The 18,117-nt window shown below is 65.2% G+C and carries 24 protein-coding genes; all 24 read right to left on the bottom strand.

What is annotated here, in order from left to right; translation table 11 throughout:
* Positions 1-5: 5 nt before the first annotated feature.
* A complete protein-coding gene (locus C380_RS09775; protein WP_148279937.1) occupies positions 6-392 on the bottom strand; it encodes a DUF1799 domain-containing protein in 387 nt (128 codons plus the stop codon).
* A 29-nt stretch (positions 393-421) separates the two neighbouring features.
* The gene (locus C380_RS09770) at positions 422-751 is read right to left on the bottom strand and encodes a hypothetical protein (RefSeq protein ID WP_015013689.1); all 330 of its coding nucleotides are present in this window, start codon (positions 749-751) and stop codon (positions 422-424) included.
* 61 nt (positions 752-812) lie between these two features.
* Entirely contained in the window at positions 813-1,748 is a 936-nt protein-coding gene (locus C380_RS09765; RefSeq protein ID WP_015013688.1) for a hypothetical protein, read from the bottom strand.
* Positions 1,749-1,788: 40 nt separating this feature from the next.
* On the bottom strand, positions 1,789-1,995 hold the full coding sequence (locus C380_RS09760; RefSeq protein ID WP_015013687.1) for a hypothetical protein: 207 nt from the start codon (positions 1,993-1,995) through the stop codon (positions 1,789-1,791).
* Positions 1,996-2,015: 20 nt separating this feature from the next.
* Positions 2,016-2,444 (bottom strand): hypothetical protein, encoded by a 429-nt coding sequence (locus C380_RS09755; RefSeq protein WP_015013686.1) that lies wholly within the window; start codon positions 2,442-2,444, stop codon positions 2,016-2,018.
* Entirely contained in the window at positions 2,444-2,989 is a 546-nt protein-coding gene (locus C380_RS09750) for a hypothetical protein (protein ID WP_015013685.1), read from the bottom strand. The genes C380_RS09755 and C380_RS09750 overlap by 1 nt, the downstream gene beginning before the upstream one ends.
* A gap of 2 nt (positions 2,990-2,991) precedes the next feature.
* On the bottom strand, positions 2,992-3,612 hold the full coding sequence (locus C380_RS09745; protein WP_015013684.1) for a hypothetical protein: 621 nt from the start codon (positions 3,610-3,612) through the stop codon (positions 2,992-2,994).
* Positions 3,613-3,626: 14 nt separating this feature from the next.
* Positions 3,627-4,166 (bottom strand): hypothetical protein, encoded by a 540-nt coding sequence (locus C380_RS09740; RefSeq protein WP_015013683.1) that lies wholly within the window; start codon positions 4,164-4,166, stop codon positions 3,627-3,629.
* 82 nt (positions 4,167-4,248) lie between these two features.
* Positions 4,249-6,924: a phage protease gene (locus C380_RS09735; protein WP_015013682.1), complete on the bottom strand. Its 2,676-nt coding sequence runs from the start codon at positions 6,922-6,924 to the stop codon at positions 4,249-4,251.
* A 105-nt stretch (positions 6,925-7,029) separates the two neighbouring features.
* Positions 7,030-7,278: a hypothetical protein gene (locus C380_RS09730; RefSeq protein WP_015013681.1), complete on the bottom strand. Its 249-nt coding sequence runs from the start codon at positions 7,276-7,278 to the stop codon at positions 7,030-7,032.
* Between the two features lie 2 nt (positions 7,279-7,280).
* A complete protein-coding gene (locus C380_RS09725) occupies positions 7,281-7,571 on the bottom strand; it encodes a hypothetical protein (protein WP_015013680.1) in 291 nt (96 codons plus the stop codon).
* Positions 7,571-8,062 carry a hypothetical protein gene (locus tag C380_RS23990; protein ID WP_015013679.1) on the bottom strand — a complete coding sequence of 164 codons (492 nt, stop codon included), beginning with the start codon at positions 8,060-8,062 and terminating at the stop codon, positions 7,571-7,573. Before C380_RS23990 ends, C380_RS09725 begins: the two co-directional genes overlap by 1 nt.
* The gene (locus C380_RS09715) at positions 8,004-8,732 is read right to left on the bottom strand and encodes a phosphoadenosine phosphosulfate reductase (RefSeq protein ID WP_015013678.1); all 729 of its coding nucleotides are present in this window, start codon (positions 8,730-8,732) and stop codon (positions 8,004-8,006) included. The genes C380_RS23990 and C380_RS09715 overlap by 59 nt, the downstream gene beginning before the upstream one ends.
* A complete protein-coding gene (locus tag C380_RS09710) occupies positions 8,729-8,989 on the bottom strand; it encodes an HTH domain-containing protein (RefSeq protein WP_015013677.1) in 261 nt (86 codons plus the stop codon). The genes C380_RS09715 and C380_RS09710 overlap by 4 nt, the downstream gene beginning before the upstream one ends.
* Positions 8,990-9,034: 45 nt before the next feature.
* Positions 9,035-10,375 carry a DNA polymerase III subunit beta gene (locus C380_RS25730; protein WP_015013676.1) on the bottom strand — a complete coding sequence of 447 codons (1,341 nt, stop codon included), beginning with the start codon at positions 10,373-10,375 and terminating at the stop codon, positions 9,035-9,037.
* Positions 10,376-10,609: 234 nt separating this feature from the next.
* A complete protein-coding gene (locus C380_RS23980) occupies positions 10,610-11,122 on the bottom strand; it encodes a DUF2958 domain-containing protein (protein ID WP_015013675.1) in 513 nt (170 codons plus the stop codon).
* 148 nt (positions 11,123-11,270) lie between these two features.
* Complete coding sequence (locus C380_RS25280) at positions 11,271-11,417, bottom strand: hypothetical protein (protein ID WP_168162355.1); 147 nt, start codon at positions 11,415-11,417, stop codon at positions 11,271-11,273.
* Between the two features lie 53 nt (positions 11,418-11,470).
* Positions 11,471-11,812 carry a hypothetical protein gene (locus C380_RS09695; RefSeq protein ID WP_015013674.1) on the bottom strand — a complete coding sequence of 114 codons (342 nt, stop codon included), beginning with the start codon at positions 11,810-11,812 and terminating at the stop codon, positions 11,471-11,473.
* A complete protein-coding gene (locus tag C380_RS09690) occupies positions 11,809-12,915 on the bottom strand; it encodes a hypothetical protein (protein ID WP_015013673.1) in 1,107 nt (368 codons plus the stop codon). The genes C380_RS09695 and C380_RS09690 overlap by 4 nt, the downstream gene beginning before the upstream one ends.
* 1 nt (position 12,916) lies before the next feature.
* A complete protein-coding gene (locus tag C380_RS09685) occupies positions 12,917-13,399 on the bottom strand; it encodes a DUF2829 domain-containing protein (protein ID WP_015013672.1) in 483 nt (160 codons plus the stop codon).
* 17 nt (positions 13,400-13,416) lie between these two features.
* On the bottom strand, positions 13,417-14,832 hold the full coding sequence (locus C380_RS09680; protein ID WP_015013671.1) for a hypothetical protein: 1,416 nt from the start codon (positions 14,830-14,832) through the stop codon (positions 13,417-13,419).
* Between the two features lie 13 nt (positions 14,833-14,845).
* On the bottom strand, positions 14,846-16,519 hold the full coding sequence (locus tag C380_RS09675; RefSeq protein ID WP_015013670.1) for a hypothetical protein: 1,674 nt from the start codon (positions 16,517-16,519) through the stop codon (positions 14,846-14,848).
* The gene (locus tag C380_RS09670) at positions 16,516-17,466 is read right to left on the bottom strand and encodes a hypothetical protein (protein ID WP_015013669.1); all 951 of its coding nucleotides are present in this window, start codon (positions 17,464-17,466) and stop codon (positions 16,516-16,518) included. The genes C380_RS09675 and C380_RS09670 overlap by 4 nt, the downstream gene beginning before the upstream one ends.
* A 101-nt stretch (positions 17,467-17,567) precedes the next feature.
* Positions 17,568-18,098, bottom strand: coding sequence for a hypothetical protein (locus tag C380_RS09665; protein WP_043565312.1), 531 nt, complete (start codon positions 18,096-18,098; stop codon positions 17,568-17,570).
* Positions 18,099-18,117: the final 19 nt, after the last annotated feature.

Raw genomic sequence — 18,117 nt, 5'->3', positions numbered from 1 at the left:
AGCCCCTATTTGTTGCGGCGCTTGGCCGCCAACTCGCTATCGGCCTGCAACACGGCCAGCTCGATCACGCGCAAATCCTCGTCCCAGGCCTGCAACTGTTCAAACGGCACACCGTGGATGCGAGCCACAGACTCCACGCCGGGGTAGTTCATAGCCACCCGAAACGCTGGGCCCATGCCACCACCGGCATACAGCCACTGCGTCTGCGCCCGCAAAAAGAACTGCAGCACCTCCCAGTTTTCAGGCCACACCTCGCACACGTTGGGGTCGTGCGCCAGGGCGGTGCCACGCTCCAGGCGGATGCGCGCCACATCGGCATCGGTGGCGCCCATACGGCGCATGCCCGCCTCCAGCGCGCTGTCCACCACCACGGCAGACCGCGTGCGGGCCACGCCCACGCCCGCCCAGGCGCGCGCGGCCTCTACAAGTTTTTTGCCTTCTCTCCGCGGCTGGCCCGAAAGAAGGCCAGTGCAATGGCGTACGGTGCCGCCGACATCTCAAGCAAACCGTCGCGCGCAGCGTCCGAATAGGGCACCGCCTGCTTTGTTTCTTCGTCCACCATGTCCCAGCCCACCAGCTGCGAGCGCGCCACCTCAATGTCTTCTTTGGCGCGCAACACCTTGAACTCGGAGTGAGACACGCGCTTGAAGTGCGCAACAAACGTGCTGTCGTCAAAGCCGCCCGCATCGTTGGGCTCCGCAAACGTCACTTCGACCTTGAAAACATCGCTCTTCTTGAACTTGACTGCCATGGTGATCTCTCGATGGTTAAAAAAATGGGTGGGGGTACAGAATCAGGCGCAGGCGCCCCTATCAGGTGAACGTCAACACCAGCTCGTCATTGCCCGCGTCAGGCATCACGGCAAAGTTGGCGCTCAGCATGGCCGTCTTGTCGTCGTCGTTCAGCGACGGCTCCTGGTTGAACTGCAGCTTGGGCGCCTCGATGGTCACGATGTTTCCGGGCGTGACGCCGTGCACGATTTGCAGCGGCATCAACGTGCCGGCCACCACATCACCGGCCCAGTCCTTGGTGGCCACATCGGTCATCTCAAACATGGCACTGGCCGTGGGCTTGCGGTCGGGGCTGCGCACACCGGCCTGGTTGATCCAATTGCGCCAGCTCACCTGGTTGGCCAGGTCAATGCTGAAAGACTTGGTTACCAGGTCCAGCCCTTCAATCGTGAAAGTCACAGTGTTGCTGTCGCCCACCGTGAGCGGCTGCTGGAAGCCCGTGAACGCAATGCCCGTCGGGAACAGTGCATCCTCCACCGGGTGATACTTGCCGATGTAGTTGAACTTCATCACCGGGATCTCTTCCGCATTCAGCGAAAAGCTCACCGATCCCTTGGCGTCGGTCATCTTGAAGAGCACGCCGTCCATGTAGACAAACAGCGTGATGTAGTCGCCCTCATCACCATGGGGCTGATACACAGCGCTGGTCGCGGGCGTGAGGGTTTGGCTCATGTCGCAGCCCAGCAGCAGTGGCGCAAACTTGGGCGCGGTGCCCGCGGCGCCAGAGCCCGCCAGCTCCACCTCAAAGTCAAACACCCGGTGCTCGCTGGTAAACAGCGCGCCCTGGTTGCCTTTGGAGCCTCGCACCAAGTTGCGCTCTACAAACTTGCCTTTGATGGGCTGGGGCGTGAGCCCCCGGCACAAGATGGCGTTCGTACCAGGCACAGGTGCGGCTGGCGTGCCCTTGGCGGTCTGCTTCATAGCAAGCAGCACCATGTTGCTCATGTTCATGCTCATGATCGTTCCTTGGAGTTGAAGGGGTCAGCTGGTGGCCAAGTCAGGCCGCATTGCGTGGGGCCTGGGGCTTGGCCGGTTGGGTGGGTTCTTCCACCCGGCGGCGCTTGCCGGTGAACGGGTCGCGCTCAAAGCTGCCCGCCTGGCCGGTGAACTCATCAGCGGGCCATCCGCCCTCTGGTACGGGCATAGGCTTGCGCTCTTCGCCAGTCGTTACGACGGCATCGGTTTTCTTGGGTTGGGTTGCCATAGCTTTTCCTCTCAAAGTTGTCAGGGCCGCACGTCCAGCTCGATCACGATCCACCCCCAGGGGTGATCCATCTGCCCGCTTTGCCGAAACTCCTTGGGCAAGGCGCTGTCAAACGGGCGCGGCATGCCGGGGTTCTTCACCCAGGCCAGCACATCCGCCAGCACCGCCAGCTCAGCCGTCTCCACGGCCACAGGGTCGGAGTCCTCGGGCACCTTCACAAACGCCACCACACCCAGCTTGGCGTGGCCCAGCTGCCCCTCGCGCCCCCGGTAGTTGGCAAACTGCCCACCGCCACCCGAAACCAGGCAGATCACGCCCTTGGCCAGGTCGGCGGGGTCGTGGTTCATCGGGTCAATCACCAGGCTGCGCTGCACCACGCGGTGCGGCATGGCCGCCTGCATGCTGGCCTCAATCCCCGCCAGCGCCTGGTCAAACGTGTTCAGGCCCATCACGCGGCACCTCCGGGGGGCTGCGCGCTGGCCAGGTAGCGGCGGGCCGCCAGCTCAAGCCGGGCGGGGAAGGTCCGTTCCATCATGGCCAGCGTGGGCGCAGCAAACGGGTGGGCCTTGATGCCCTTGTGCCGCACGTGCCAGGCCAGCCCTTGGTAGCGGTCGCGCAGCTCCAGGTTCTCGCGCACGGCGTTCATGCTGGTGCGGCGCGCACGGCGGCGCCCTGCAAATACCTTGGTGGTCAGCCATGCCACGATGTCGGCAGCAGCCGGGTCGTTCCAGCGCGGCAAGCCCTTGCCGGGGCCGCGCCCCTCTTCCACCGCAGGCCCATAGGCCACACCCGGGCCAATGTCCCACTCATAGCCAGAAACCCGGTCGGCCCGGATCGAGTTGGTCAGCGTGCTGCGCCACTTGGGCGCGGCGCGGCGCATGAAGTTGACCGCCTCTTGCGCCAGGCGCGCCAGCTCGTCGGCCAGCGAGCTGAGCAAGCCCTCCCCCTCTGCCCGCATGGCAATCGTGACTTCGCGGATGTTCGTGGTGGCCATGGTCAACGCACCCCCTTGAACTCGGCCAACAGCGACTCGAACAGCGCGGCAGGTGTGCCGTTGCGCGGCATGCTGGTGTAGCCATCCCGCATCTGCTGGGGCTTCACCACATTGCGCATGGCCAGCTCGCGCATGGCCTCGGCTTGGGCACGCAGCAGCAGCAGGCCACGGTCGGCAGGGTTGATGGTGGTTGCGTCCGGCGTCTCGCTCAGCAGGTGCCGGGCGAAATACCAGAACCGGAACGTGTCACCCCACACGGTGATTTGCAGCATCGTGGGCGCTGGCGAAAACTCCAGCCACCAGGCCACACCATCCCAGGCCGCAGCTACGCGGGGCACCAGGCCGGGGTAACTCGGCTCCCACGGCTTGGGCGTGTTCGCAGGGTCCGCCCACATGTGGGTCTTGAGGGCCGCAAAGTCCTGCGCTTGCACCGCATACCGGGCCTGGAGGGCAAACAGCCCCACCTCTCCCGGCTTGGTGATGGGCCGCTTGGCCTGCATGTCGGCCAGGGCCACGCCCAGCAAGCGCTTGAAGTCGCCGTCATCCGCCGCGCGAAACTGCGCGGCAGCATCGCTCAGCGACGCCTTGAGGTCGGCCACCAGCGCGGACAGCAGCATGGACATGCAAGCGCCCCGCCTTACTCGCCCGTGGGCTCAAGGGCCGCCAGTTGCTCGGCCGACAGAGCGGCCAGCAGCTCGGGCTTCATGCGTGCACGCTGCTCAGCCGTCAGGCTGCGCAGCTGCTCGGGCGTCAGGGCGCTGATCTTCTCGTTGATCGCGGCCAGCTGGTCAGGCGTCAAGTCCAGCAGCTGGTTCAGGTACAGCGCCTCCTCCTCGGCCTTCAGCTTGGCATCCGCGCGGCCCAGCATCTCAGCATCAATGCCAGCGATCAGGCTGGTGCGCGGCTTGGCCTGCGCCCGTTCGGCTTCCAGCAGCAGGCCCAATGCCTCCTGCGTGAGGCCGGGCACTTCGGTAAGGATGTCTTTCACCGACTTGGCGCGCAGCGCCTCAATCAGGTCAGCCAGCGTCGGCTCAGCGGGCGCGGCGGCGGCGGTCTGGTCCTGAAACTCAGGCGGCAGCAGCGCCACGTCGATATCGCGCCCCGTGCCGGGCTGGATCATCTTGCCGCCCACGTAGATCGGGGCGTCGGTGGTGTTCTCGATGTGCTTGGTGGGCATGGGTGTTCTCCGGTACCGGGTTCTGCTGGCCCCCGGCCGCAGCCGGGGGACTTCTCAGCGTCTTCTCGGGAGGGTTATGGAGTTAGGCTGCCCGCGCCACGCGCCCGGTGGCGCTGTAGACGATGATCGAGGTCAGGCTGTTCTTCAGCTGCGTGGGGGTGTGGCTCACGATGAACTGCGTGCCGTACCCTTCTTGCTGGTCCGTGAACAGACCAGCCGCATTGCGCGCGGGCTGCGGCTCGTTCATCGAGAACGCCTTCACCATGCGGAACCGGGTGTTGCCCCGTTCGCCCACGATGATCCGGTTGTCCCCCATCACCAGGCCTGGCGCCGTGGGGTTGAACGTCGGGATGCCCTTGGTGAAGCCCAAACTGCCATCAGCGGCCAGACCCGTCGCCACCCGCGAGCTGTTGGCGCGGAAGCTCTCAGCCTGCGTCAGCGCGTTGTCCAGCGCCCCGCTCATCAGGGCAAAGTTCGCGCTGTAGTAGCGGTCGTTCTCGATCACCACCTTGCGGTTGCCAATCTCGATCAGCAGGCGGTCGTAGCGGTCGCGGATGTTCTCACCGCCCACCGCGTCGGTGTTGAACACCGCGCGGTTCGTGCTGCGGTAGCCCTGCACGGTCAGCACCTTGCCGTTGGCGGGCACCTGCAGCACTCCGTCCTGGTTCACCAGGCGCAGCTCGCCCAGGTTCCAGTCCATGATGTAGTAGATGCCTGCTGGCAGTGCGGAGCCATCCGCAGGCAATGCGTACTGCGCACGCGCTGCGCCGTCATAGGTCACCACCAGCGGGTTGGTGGGCGAGCCCACGGCATTGCCCTGCAGGTCGTAAGCCTGGCGCGGGCGCACCACCGGGAAGGCAGAGGTTACGAACACGCTGTTGGTGCCGTTGCACTGCGCCGTCAAGGTGTCATTGAACGCCACTGCACCCACTTCGTCAGCGCTGAAAACCAGCTCATTGAAGTTGATCGCCTCGGTGTCCTCGCCCACGATCCGCACGATGTTGCGGATGTTCTCCGCCATCGGGTCGAAGTCGATGGGAGATGCGCTCATCAGCAAACGCAGTTCGCTGCTGATCAGGTAGGCCAGCTTCTGCGGGATGGGGCGGGCCTCTTCCTGCGTCTGGATCACACCGGCACGGCGGATGCCCTGGCCCTCATAGCGGCGCAGCGCGCCCACACCAGCCGCAGAGGTGTCGCGGTAGCTGTATGGAATGGTCATCACGTTGGCAAACGGTGCCGTTCCCACGTTCACAAAGCCCAGGCTGGTCAGGTTGTAAAGCGCCTCGCGCAGCACCGTGCGCTCAGCCACCACAGGCACCTTCACATCGCTGATCGAGCCGGTACCGCCAGCCAGCATCTTGTGCTCAGCGTGCAGGCGTTCACCGTTGGCCGCGTCGAACTGGGCCAGCGCCTTCTCGGCAAATTCCTTGTTCGCAGCCAGCAGCTTGCCGCCGGTCTTCTCAAAGCGGCGCGACTCGGCCATGCCTTCATAGCCCAGGCGCTTGTCAATGGTCTGCTGCAGCGCCTTGATGGTGTTGCTGCTGTCCACCGTGATCTGCGGGTTACCCTGGATGTGCACCGCATAGCCCAGGCCCTGCAGCTTGGCCTGCGCGCTCAGCTGCTTCACATGGTCCACCTGCATCTGCGCCAGGCCCTTCACCTGCTCGTCGGTCGATTCGGCCGTCACCATCGGCGCGGCCTTGTCCACCAGCGCCTTCAGGCCGTCATCGTCCAGCTCAGGGTGCCCGGCCTTGATGGTGTCCGACAGCAGCTTGACCTTCGTGGCCAGCGTGGTCTGCGCCAATGCCTTCGCATCGTCGGAGGCCTTGAGCGCCAGCTTCACCGCCTCGTTCACGTCCACGGCAGGCGTCGCCAGCGTGATCGTCACGTTCTGCGGGTGGCCCTGCTGGGGGTTGCCCGTGCCCAGCGCCTTAAGCTGGTCCACCACACCTTGGCCAGCGACAGCCCAGGTGTCCACAAGGGCCAGGCTCTTCACCGCGTCAGATGCCACGGCATCGAACTGCTTCTTGGCCTCGGCCAGCAGCTTCGTGGCCACATCGTCCGACAGGCCCATGGCCTTGTACTTCGCCTTCAGTTGGTCGAGATAGTTCATTTCCTGCTCCTGCAGTTCTTTGAGAAGTTGGGGGGAGATCGCCACGCGCGCCGGGGCGTCGTGGTCGTTGTCGTCTTGGGAAAGCTGCTTTGGGTCAATGCCGTCCAGGCGGCTGATCACGGGCCGGTTGGTCAGGCCCGCACCCAGCAGCACGCAGCCGTGCTGCTGCTTCTTTTCGTTGTCGGCCCACGCTTCGTGGTACTCCGCGCTCAGGTAGGTAAACCCGCGCTCCTTGATGGCCTGCACGCCGTAGGGCGTCCACTCCACCAGTGCGCGCAGGCGCCCGTCCTCCACGGAGAGGCGCAGCACCTTGGCCGCAGAGCCGTCATCAGGCTTGTGCGCCACGTCGATAAACACGTCCTGGCCCAGCACGCGGTTGTCGAAGTTGGCCACCATCTGCGCCAGCATGGCGTGGGTGATCTCGAAGTCGCCGTACCGTGGATCGTTGAACTGCCCGACACGGGTCAGCGTGATCCACGAGGTCTTTGCACCGTCCGAGAGCTGGATGCTCTGCGACAGGAAACGCACCCGGTCCGGGGCGCCCGTCTCACGACCCAGGCGAATGTGGCGCCCCGCAGCCGGGGCATTGCAAGCCGCTGCGGCCGACACGGCCAGGGCTGCAAGTGCAATGATGGAACGCTTCATGATGCCTCTTCGCGGAGTTGTCCGCGATAGGCATCTTCAAAGATTCATCGGTGCAGAAAAAGGGGGTAAAACGGCGTGAAAGCCACGCGCAATAACGTGGGCGCGCTACGTTTTAGGAAGCAGCGAATCCGGCAATGTTCCCGACTTTAAGCAGTGTTCCACGCACTGCCTCCACGCCAGCATTTCACTGGTGACACGCTCGTACCCTAATGTGGTGGAACGCAGACCCAGGCGCTCATTCGACCATCCCCAGGTGTAAGGCCCCCGCTCCGGGTACAGGTCGGCCACATAGCCCTGATCCTTCAATGCCTCGATCAGCGCTCGCAGCTGCGCATAAGGGTTGTTCTCGGTCATGCCTATGTCCTGCTCTTTCGCGCCACCGTGTGAAAAATCTCCCAGCCGTCTTTGAGCAGCTGGCGTAGCCCAAACATCTGCGCCATGGCCAGGTCGCTGTCAGGCCCAAAGGGTGGCAAGTCACAGCCGATGCGTGCGGTGTACCCGCCTTCCGTGCTGGGCTCAAAGGCCACTACAAAACCGGTGCCCCTGTGCGTGGCTGTCAGCCCGTCCACACTCACATCCCACGCCCGCCGCCAGCTCATGCGGTGGTGGTTACCGTCGCCGTAGGGGTTGGCCAAGTCCATCGCCATCACAGATCCTTCACCAACGCCGCAAACTTCGCATCCACCTTCGCACTGGTGTTGTAGGGCACTGCCGCCGGCGGCAGCTCAATGCCCATGCGCTGGGCCAGCAGCCGCCCGTCGAGGTACTTGTCCCCGTGCTGCAGCAGCTTGAGCCCCGCCAGAAAGGCGTCCTTCTGTTCCCGCGTCTGAAAGCACGCGGCCACCCAATACTCGCTGTCGGTCACCAGCGCAAACCGGTCCTGCTCTGCCTGGGCCCGCGCCTTGAACGCGGCCAGCGTGGCGCTGATCTCCTGGTTCGTGGCCTCTTCGTTGCTCAGGTTCTCGTAGTCGATGTCCCCGATGGGGTCATCCACTTCTTGGGTGCCGTCCAGCCCGGCCAGCGCGTCCAAGTCGCCGCCGTCATCCAGGCCATCGAGGCCTTCCAGGGCCTCCAGCGCATCAAGCCCGCTGCCGCTGTCCAGCGAGTCGAGCGGTGCCGGTTCTTTGGGCGAACTCATAACGTGCAATCTCCATGTCCACCAGCGGGAACCAGTCCAGAATGGTCCGATAGTCCCGTGGAAAGTGCTCTCTGATCTTCACCAGAAAGCGCAAGTCCAGGCCGTCAAACGACCGCCCGAACACCTTGTAGTCAATGGGCAGCTTGATGCCCGCGCGCACCAGCTCCTCCAGCAGCTTGTCCTTCTTCCAGTCCCAGCAGGGGTAGAAGTACCGCCGCTTGGCGTTCACCCCCTGGTTCTTGATGAGGGACGCGCGCCGCATCGGGCTGTCCGCCGCCCGCACACCCGTGGCGGTCCACACGTCATCCGGCAAGCCGCAATCCTCGATCACAGCCCCCCGCATGTCGTCATAGTCGTAGTCCGGCCAGCCCACCGCCTCAATGATGCGCAGCCGCTCCGGCACCTGAAAGATGGCCTGGTTCATCCACCGATAGAAAGATGGGTGCGGCAGGCGCACGATACGCTTGCCCAGCACCTTCTCGGCGTACTGCAGGTACTCCTCCACAAACTCCAGCCCTGGCACCAGGTACAGGTAATACGGCGTGAAGTCGAAGTGGTCCCGCGCGCTCAGCCAGGCCGCCCAACTGTCTTTCCCGCAGGAGAACGACAGCAGGGCCTTGTCGTGGTTGGTGGCTGCTCGTACCACATCGCACACTGGGTTTGCCGTCACGATTCCCCCTTACCGTTGAAGTAGCTACGCACCCGCGCAGGGTCGAACACACCCCAGTCCCGCAGGTGGTAGCTCCAGTCCGAATGCCCTTCGCGCACCGCGTCAATCTGACAACCCATCTCGCGCAGCTCGGCCACCATGCGGGCCACCGTGGGCAGGCTCACGCCCAACACAGCCGTGAGCTGCGGCCCCGACTGGGGCAGGCGGTCCAGCGCGGCCAGCAGGCGCAGCGCATTGTCAAATTTCCGGTTTGCCATATCAATTCATGATACTGCAGGGGGCACCCGGTGCCCCCTGCAGCTTCAAGCCTCCACGGGCTCAGCCTTGCGGCTTGCACGGCCCCGGCGGGCCTTTTTCGGGCTCACAGCCCCGGCCACAGTCCGGGCCACCAGCTGGGCGGCCACAGCATCCACAGCAGCGGGGCACGGCTCGGGCTGGGGGGCCTCCTCCGGGGCGGCCTGGGCTGCGGGGGCCTCCTCCGGGGCGGCCTGGGCTGCGGGGGCCTCCTCCGGGGCGGCCTGGGCTGCGGGGGCCTCCTCCGGGGCGGCCTGGGCTGCGGGCTTATCGGCCTCCTGGGGCTGGCGGTGCGGCATCACCACGGCGGCAAAACTGCCATCGACCACCAGCAAAGGCCCTGCGGGCCCCACTTTCCCGGGCTTCGGCATGGCCCACCGTGCCCCCACTCCCACGCAGTCGGCAGCGTCCTGCAGGTAATCGGCTGTGACGTAGAGCGGGAACGCCTCTCCATGCCCCGTGTCGGCAGTCACATCCACCGCGTGGAAGCTGTCGCCACCACCAGCATGCACGCGCCCAGCCACCACATCCAGCGACACGACACCCCGCTTGCCACCGCTCTCCAGCCGGTGCAGCTTGCCCATGGACTCCACCGCGCCAGCCAGTGCCGACGGATCGACCCGGAACCGTGCGCCGCAGGTGCCCAGCGCGGGCACCACCCGCTGCCACTCGGGGTAGCGCCCCTCCAGCCCGTGAGCGAACACAAAGGCATCGCTGGTGCGCAGCAGCACCTGGGCGCGGCCATTGGCCATGCGCCACACCGTCACCTGCGCCACTTCGTCCACGCTGTGCAGTAGCCACTTCACCGCGTCCACTGGCACCGTGACCTGGCCAGCGCCCTCCACCACGGGCACACCGCCGCGATGGCAGTGCAGCCGCGCACCATCCGTGCCCACCAGCGCCCCCGCATCAAAGTCCAGCAACACGCCCTTGAGGTAGTAGCGAATGTCCTGCACAGCCGCCGCGATCGCCACGCGGTCCAGCACATCCAGATCTATCTCGCACTGCGCCACCGGCTCACCGGCAGGCATGCCAGGCAGCAGGGCAGCGGCCCCCGCGCAAGCATGGTCAGCAGCCCATTCGGTGCGCAGGCCAGCGCCGTTGTGCAGGCCCGCATCGTCCACCAGCAGGTGGCGGCTTCGCAGCTGGTGCGACTTCATGGCCTCCATGGGCACAGCCACCGGGCGGGACACCCCAGCCTGCGCATAGGGGACCCCCGCCCACCAGGGGGCGGTCTCCAGCGCATTCGCCACCGCAACGGCCGTCTGGCCGTCAAACACGATGCAGCGGGCTGCGGCCGGCACGTTGGACGGCCGGGCCAGTTTTTCAAGGGATTTCAGGTTGATCATCGTTCGCTCTCCATAGGCCTCTGCATATCCCCGAGGCGCGGGCTGGGGCGGCATGCCCCGTTCACAGGCTCTTGACGTTCTCAAAGTTTGTTGGCGGGCCGCAGAACCTCAAAGACACCCGGCGATGGCTGGCGGTCAAGCCAGCTTATGCCCCGCATGCCCCCCCTGTAGGGCCCATGCGTCCATCGGGACAGTTCCCGCGCATGCCCACCGGGTGGGCATGCACTGGCACTGTCAGTGATACACGCCGTTCGCGGGCTTCGTCGCCGCGATCAGTTCAGGTTCCAGCACCATTTCCACGCTGTACCGTTGGCGCTCAGGCTGGGGCGTGGGCTTGTGGGCGTACCGCTTCGCCTTCAGTTCGGCCAGGGTGATGGGCTTCCAGTGCAGATCCACATTCATTCCCCGCACGCTCACCAGCTCATCGATGCTGATATAGCCCAGCTCAGGCCCGTGCCCCATATCCACCAGCCCGAAAGCCTGCGGGGTGCCCCCGTCCTTGTCCTTCTCGGTGATCCACCAGTCCGCACCACCCATGAAGTAATGCAGGTGCACCACGGCCTGGTCGCCCAGCTCGCTCTGCTCATAGGTCACCGGCATGGCGGCAATGGTGGCCTCCAGGTCGCGGAATGCCTGACGAAAGAACGCACGCTCTTCGCCGCGCAGGCCTGCGGCCATGGTCAGCATCTGCATTTTGGGAATAAAGGGGCGCACGGCTTCAATCGTGCGCAGCATGCTTAAACGCATATTCAATCTCCAGTAATGACCTCTGCAAACCCCCGAGGTGCGGGAATCGATTAACTCGACGGGATTAACTATAACATCATTTTTTGATATTGATAAAAGAATACCCATGCAAAATGCACGGGTATTCTAATTATCCTCCGGGAACTATTTAGGAGCCCGAAGCACGGGCGCGGGATGCCGTCGCAGCGCGCCGCGAAACGGCACGACCACCACCGCCACGCGCGGCCTTCTTGCCGCTTGCAGACTTGCCGCCCTTCTTGGCTGCAGCCTTGCCACGTACCAGACGTGTTGCCATAAATATCACCTCCTTTCCCGACCTACAGGCCGTTATGCGCCGCAGCCGAAGGGCTACGACAACGCATCAGTAATTCGCTTCGCAATAATCTTTTCAACCATGGGTTGAATCGTTCCATCGGGGTAAACAAGCCGCAACCCCTTAATGCGCTCGATATTGCGCATCGCCACCGCAGGCACGTCATCGGCCAGCGTGGCAATCGCATCCACGTCCACCAGCACGCAGTCCCACAGCGCCTTCCAGGTCGCCTCCTCGGGCCAGTCCGCCAGGCGGCGTGGCTTCACCTGCTTGAACACCACGCAATACTTCAGCAGCGCGCCATCGTTCAGCACCAGGGCAGCACTCTCCCGGCGCGGGTTGGCCTTGTACTGCTCCAAGAGTTCATCAAAATTCATAGCTGCTCGCGCTTGTCTATCAAGCCCTGCCGCTCCAAACGGGCAGACACCGCACGCAGCGGTGCGCGGATCATCCCGGTGCGCAGCAGGCCCTGGTCAAAGTACGTCGCCTTCGTCTTGCCCAGCGCTCCCTCGCGGATCTCCGGCGCCAGCCGCTGCAGCGCCTGCAGGGCGGTTTCGCGGCCAGCGCGGTCGGCGTCGCTAACCTCATCCTCGAACACCATCACCACAAAGCTCAGCGTGTTGGGGTGCGCGGGCCACGGGCAGCGCTCGCGGTCCGGGTACACGCCCTGGCCCAGCCCATGCAGGTTCTGCGCGGCCAGCAGGTCGCAAATGTCGGGCGCCGGGTGCGCCGGGCTCAGCAGAAACCGCCAGCCCGCAAAGCCCGGCGTGCCCTCCCCCGCTGCCATGTAGGCCTCGCCATGCGCGCGGTTGATCTCGGTGCGGAACACCCGCTCCACCTGGGCGAATGCGCCCGTGTTGCGGTCGGTCAGCGTGTCCGCCACCCGGGCCAGCGCCCCCGCCTTGCCTGCGGCAATGCGCGCCACCAGGTCACCGGGCACCTTGTCCCCTTGGAGCATGAAGTCCTGGGCCGCACGGCCCGCGCTCTGCCCCATCACCACGGCCTGGCCAATGGCGCGGGTCAACGCCTCCTTGGCGCCCCGGTCCAGGCGCCACAGCCGGTCCGACAGCGTGAGCCCGTCTGCCAGCGTGAAGTCCCGCACAAACCGCACCGCAGCCTGGTGCACGCGCATGGCCGCGCTGCTCTCCAGCACCGCCTGCTGGCCACCCACAGCCCCCACACCCTGCGCGGTGTAGGGCCGCACGCCCAGCTCGGCCGCGCGGTCGATGGCCTGGCTCACCATGGCAGTGCGCCGCTCGGCCAGGCCGTCGATCACCGCCTCGATCTGCGCCAGCAGCTCACGCAGCCGGTGCGCGGGCACCTCCTCCTGCGCGTCCACCGCCGCCGCGATGCGCCCTCGCACCTCCTCGGCCGCACGCCCATACAGCACCAGCAGATCCTCGACGCCGCGGCGGTCGAGTTCCTGCATGGCATAGCGGGCCTGACGGCTCGCGCGGCGGATGGCTGCGGCCTGGCGCACGTCAGTCCACCACAGCCCAGTCTTCGGCGAGCATGTCGGTCTGGCTGGCCAGCCAGGGCACAAAGCAACCATCGGCGGTTTTCATGCCGATCCATGGCAGCTTCTGGCATCCGAGGGCGTACACCGTGGCGCGTCCGTCGTCTGGGTTGTACTCATAGCCTTGGACCAGCCCCAGCCACATTCCCTTGCCATTCCACCCCGCGCGGGCCACACGCTTACCCATCTTCATCGCCTCAATGGCCAGCCCGAATGTCATGCTCAGGCAAGGCCGATAGGCTGCCTTGAACACGTCGGATGGGGACCAGCTCACGTACCCCGCACGGTCTGGCATGTTGGCCTTGCCACCGTCCAGATACTCGACAAGAAAGCCCTCATCGGCGCCGTTCTCGTCGGCGGGAAGCGTCCAACCTCGGTAGGTGTTGTATTCGGCCCGCGTCATGGGCTCGGCGTTGATGAGCTTCACGCCAATGTGCATCTTGTTCATGGTTCATTGCTCCTGATTTAAGAGCGGCCCTTGCCGCCATTGCCCCCTGCCTGGCTCACCGCCGTGGCGCTTTCCCCCTTCGGCGCATTGCCCGGCGTCACGCTCACACGCGGCATGCCGCCCTGGCCACGGCCAGCGCCTTGCGCCGCTGGCGGATACGGGTCGTTGCGCTGCGCCTGCTCGGTGCGCTTGGCGCGCACGTAGTCCGGGTCCAGCCCCATGTCCGCAAACACCATGTCATCGGGCAGTCCCAGCGCCATGTACTTCAGGGCCAGGTCCGCCACCTGGTTCGGCGTCTCGGTGCGGCGCTGGGCAAATCGCAGCGTGAATTCGTCCACCCCGGGGTCAATCCCTTTGAAAAGCAGGTGGATGCGGAACGCCACCGCGTAGCACGCAGCCATGCTGTCCTGCAGCCCGTCCACCTCGTCGTAGTAGGTGCGCTTGAGGTCTTCAAGAATGTCGCGCGCCATGCCATCGGTGTAGCCAAACAGACCCTTGGGCGCAGGGCTCCCGGCATAGAACGTGTCCAGCAGGTGCACCACATCGCCGATATCGCCCAGCGTGGTGTCACCCTGCACGGCAGACACGCTGCCCTTGCGGTTCAGGTAGTAGTCGGTGGTGATGGAGCCCTGCTCCCCTTCCACCTGCTGGCGGTACTTCGCCAGGGCGTCGTCATCGGCGCCTTCCAGCACGTGGGCCATGCGCAGTGGCGCACGCATCCGGCGGCGCAGCACCAGGTCCTCCTCGGTCATCGTCAGCTTGCGCCACACGTGGGCGCAGGCATCCAGAAACGGCCGGCCCATGCTGCCCAGGTCATCAAAGTTGTCCGGGTCCAGCCGCGCCACCGTCATCTGCCAGGCGGCCCAGGTCGCCAGCGTGGCGCCGGTCATCACGTCGCGCTGCTCCCACGCGGCGGCCGGGTTCTTGAACCGCCCGCCCATGTCGGTGATCGGCTGGATGGTGTCGCTGGGCATGCGGATGGCGGCCACCACATCCTGGCGCTCGTTCAGCACCAGCTGCAGCGGCAGGTTGCCTTCCATCACCAGCCCGCGCGCATCGCTCTTGAGCTTGTCCGCCATCTCCAGCTGCAGGCGCCCTTGCAGCGCGCGCCACTCGCGCTTGAGGGTTTCGCTGCTGCCCTTCTCGTTCACCTGCAGCACCAGCCCGCCCCGTATGCAGTCCCGCGCCAGGCGCCGGTGAATCTCCTTCACCCGGCCATCCTTGCGGTCCATCTCGCGGATGGTCTGCACCATGGCGCGCCGGTCGGTGTCCAGCCACATGGTGCGGTACATGCGGCGCATCGCGTCGTCGCTGGCCAGGCGGTCGCCAGTCTCCCCGCGCAGGTTGTTGGCCGCCGGGAAGAACCCGCGCCACATAGTGGTCACCTTGGCGGTGGCAGCAGCGGGCAGGCCGGATAGTTTCTTGATCAGCATGTTGGTTTTCCTTTCACGCCGGTACCAGCACGCCACCGGCCCCAGCCGCCCACCGCTGGCCAAATGCACGCACGGCTGCTGCTGCGCGGTGCAGCAGTGGGGCAGGCAGGCCCATCAGCTGGTCGCGCGTCTGCTTGCGCGCCTGAATCACGGCTGGTGCATCGGCCAGGCCACGGGTCAGCAGCGCATAGATGGCCGCGCACGCGGCATCAAACAGGTCATCACCGATCTTTGTGTCCACCATCGAAAAGCTGCTGTAGCTCGACTGGGTGGGCGTGGCCTTCATGTTCCCCATCTGCCGCACGAACGTGGTCCACTCCTCGGGCTCGCGTTCATCGGCCACATCCACATAGGGGAACGCGGCCCGGTTCTGGTGGAACACCTCGCGCAGCGCGCTGGCCATGATGTGCTTGGTCATCCCCTCGAACCGCATGGGCGCAAACGCCCACTGGCCCCAGGCCGACGCGTTGCTCTGGCCATCGGCCACCAGCTCCCGGTTCACATGGGTCAGCCCCTTGGAAAAGAGCATGTCGTTCACCCCGGTCAGCATGCCCACGCCGTAGGCATCGCCAATGGCGTAGTCCGGGCGGAAGTAGTCCCAGATCGCCACCAGGTCCTTGGCCAAGGTCGTGTCGCTCACGCCGGGCGGCCACACGCGCACATACGGGAACGTCACCCAGTTGCCCAGCTGCTCGCAGATCACCAGCGCGCTTTTTGAGGCCTCGGGGTTCTCGCCATGGCCGGTGTGGTCATAGCCCAGCGTCACCAGGCCCCGCCGCTTGTACCGGGCACCCGGTACCGGGCACGCCCGCTCCAGCCCGGCCTCCAGGCCCAGCGCACTGGCGCGGCGGATGTGCTCCTCCCAAATCCAGTTGCGCGCCCGGATGTTGCGGCACAGAAACTGCCGGATGTACTCCTCCGAGGGCAGCTGAATCTGCATGCTCTTGGCCCACTCCGGGTCCACCATGCCCAGCGCCACGCCCAGGTGCACGTCCACCGTGGGCAGCGTGTGGTATTCCCCGGTGTCAATCAGGCGTTGCAGTACGTCCGCGCCCTTGTAGACGCCGCTGATGCGAATGCTGGGCTTGAACTCCACGTTGCGCCGGTCCACCCCCAGCCGCCGCGCCGCGCCCAGCATGGGCAGAAAGCGCGACATCAGCCGGTCCTGCGGCATGTCGTCGGTTTCCTCCAGACTGGCCATCGTGATCGAGTCGCCGTCGATCTGGCTCATGATCCCGTAGGCACTGCCCTTCGATCCGTTCACGAACTGAAAAGACGTGTCCTTGAGCTGGGGCCGCCCCTGCTTGTGCGCCACATAGGCTGTCAGCAACTCGCTGCGCCGAATGCCGTCAATCAGGTAGTTCAGATTGTTCTGGCTCTGCTGCATGCGCGGCGCCACGATGCCCAGCTCCTGATGGGGCGTGGTCGCGAGCATCTCCAGGTGGTACATCTCCTTCACCGCCGTCTTGCCCGTGCGGCGGCAGCTGAAGTCCACCGTGTTCGGGTGCTGGTCCATCTCCTGCATCTTCAGGATCTGCACCGGGTCCAGCTCCACGTTGTGCACATACTTGTGCCACAGCGCATGCGGGCGGATGCCGGTGGCCGAGTCTGGCACCGCAAAGCGCATGATTTCGCGCTCCGCGACGATGCTGCTCTTGGCCCGCTGGGCGGCGGATACCCGGCTCACTTGTCACCCCCTCGGGCCTGGTGCTCCACCAGCACCGGGTCAGCTTTGGTGGCGCGCTGCGCCTGCTCGATCAGGCCGCGCGCGCTCTCGGTCGCCTGCAGCATGCGCTGGCCAAAGGCCGACAGCGTTTCCTTGTCCTTCTCATCGAGCTTGAGCAGGCCCATGCCCTTCTCGTCGTCGTCATCGTTGGCCCGCACCGTCATGCCCAGGTCGCTCATCGACAGGCCCAGGCGCGAAATCAGCTCGGTCAGCGGCTTGAACGCCGGGTTGCTGGTGTAGTTGTAGATGTACTTCTTGGTGCCATCCTCGGCCGTGTAGGTCAAGGTCACCGGGTTGCCCTCGCGGTCCAGCTCCACCTTGGGCGCCTTGATCAGCACGCCCAGCCCCAGCACCTCCTGAATGCACATCTGCAGCGTCGCCATCAAGGCCGCATGCATGTCCGCGTGGATCGAGGTCAACACCCTCGGGTCGCGCTGCTCAAAGGCCGCGTGGTGCAGCATGAAAATCTCGGTCTGCTTCACGCAGGCCGGCTGCTTCGAGCACCAGTCCCGGTCCACGTCGCACCGCGCGCAGAACGCATACCCGCCCGCCTTGGCCGGAAAGTAGGTGGCCGTGCGCGCCGTGGCCCCGTGCTTCATTGCGTTGAAGCGGGTGCGCAGGGCCTCATGCGGTGTCGGGTGCCCCTCCAGATTGGCCGTGACAGCCGCCACGCCCTCGGGGGTCTTCGGTCCGGTGGAGTGCTGGTGCGCTTTCAGCAGCGCCCGTTCCCAGCTCGCCTGCGGCTGGTGGCGCGCACCGCAGTGCGGGCAGTGGGCAAAGTACCGGTAAGGGTGGTGCGCCTGGTCCGCGTCGTCTTCGACAAGATCAGGCGCACCCTCAAACGCCTTGCGGCACTCACCGCAGCGAAAGTTGACGTGGGAAATCTGCGCAGTCCAGTCCTTGGGCATGCTGGCATATTGCCGCCCAAGTCAGGTGCAGAAAAAGGGGGTAAACCGGCGCAAAGCGCCCGTACAACAAGCGCTGTCAGCTACCTATTTCAGAGCGCACCTCAGTTGCCAGAGTGCCTACGCAATACGTCGTTGTACACCGACTCACACTTCCCACCTCGCTCCAGTGGGAACACCCGCTCACAGTCCGCACGCGCAGATATGGCGGCCCGCTGTGCCGGAGAGTACGCAATGTGTGGAAACAAGAAAAAGGCCACAACCAGGGCGATGGGCACCCACAACCACCACTTGAATCCTGCGGGCGCCGACTTTGCCTCCGCAGGCATACCGCTACCGCTCTCGCCCTGAGTTGTAGAGATCTTCCTCGGCTGAGCAGCCGCTTGAGGCTTTTCAGTGGGCGCCCAAGAAGAATCGTGATCAAAAATGGCTTTGCAATTGGGGCATGCGTCAGCCTTGAGCAGCAGCTCGTAATTGCAGTTGGGGCAGTAGCCAGTGGCCGGTTTCGGCACCAGTTGGTCAACGCGCGTCTTGATGTACGCAGCCTTTGCGCGGGATTCTTCACCATCTGCCTCGGCAAAGCACTTTGCCCACAGGCCAGCATCGCGCTGCTGGGCATCCTCCACCTCGGCCATTGCGCTGGCCCACGGGTCC

It is taken from the genome of Acidovorax sp. KKS102 (assembly GCF_000302535.1).
Classification (GTDB): domain Bacteria; phylum Pseudomonadota; class Gammaproteobacteria; order Burkholderiales; family Burkholderiaceae_C; genus Acidovorax.
This window is presented reverse-complemented; position numbering and strand designations above follow the sequence as displayed.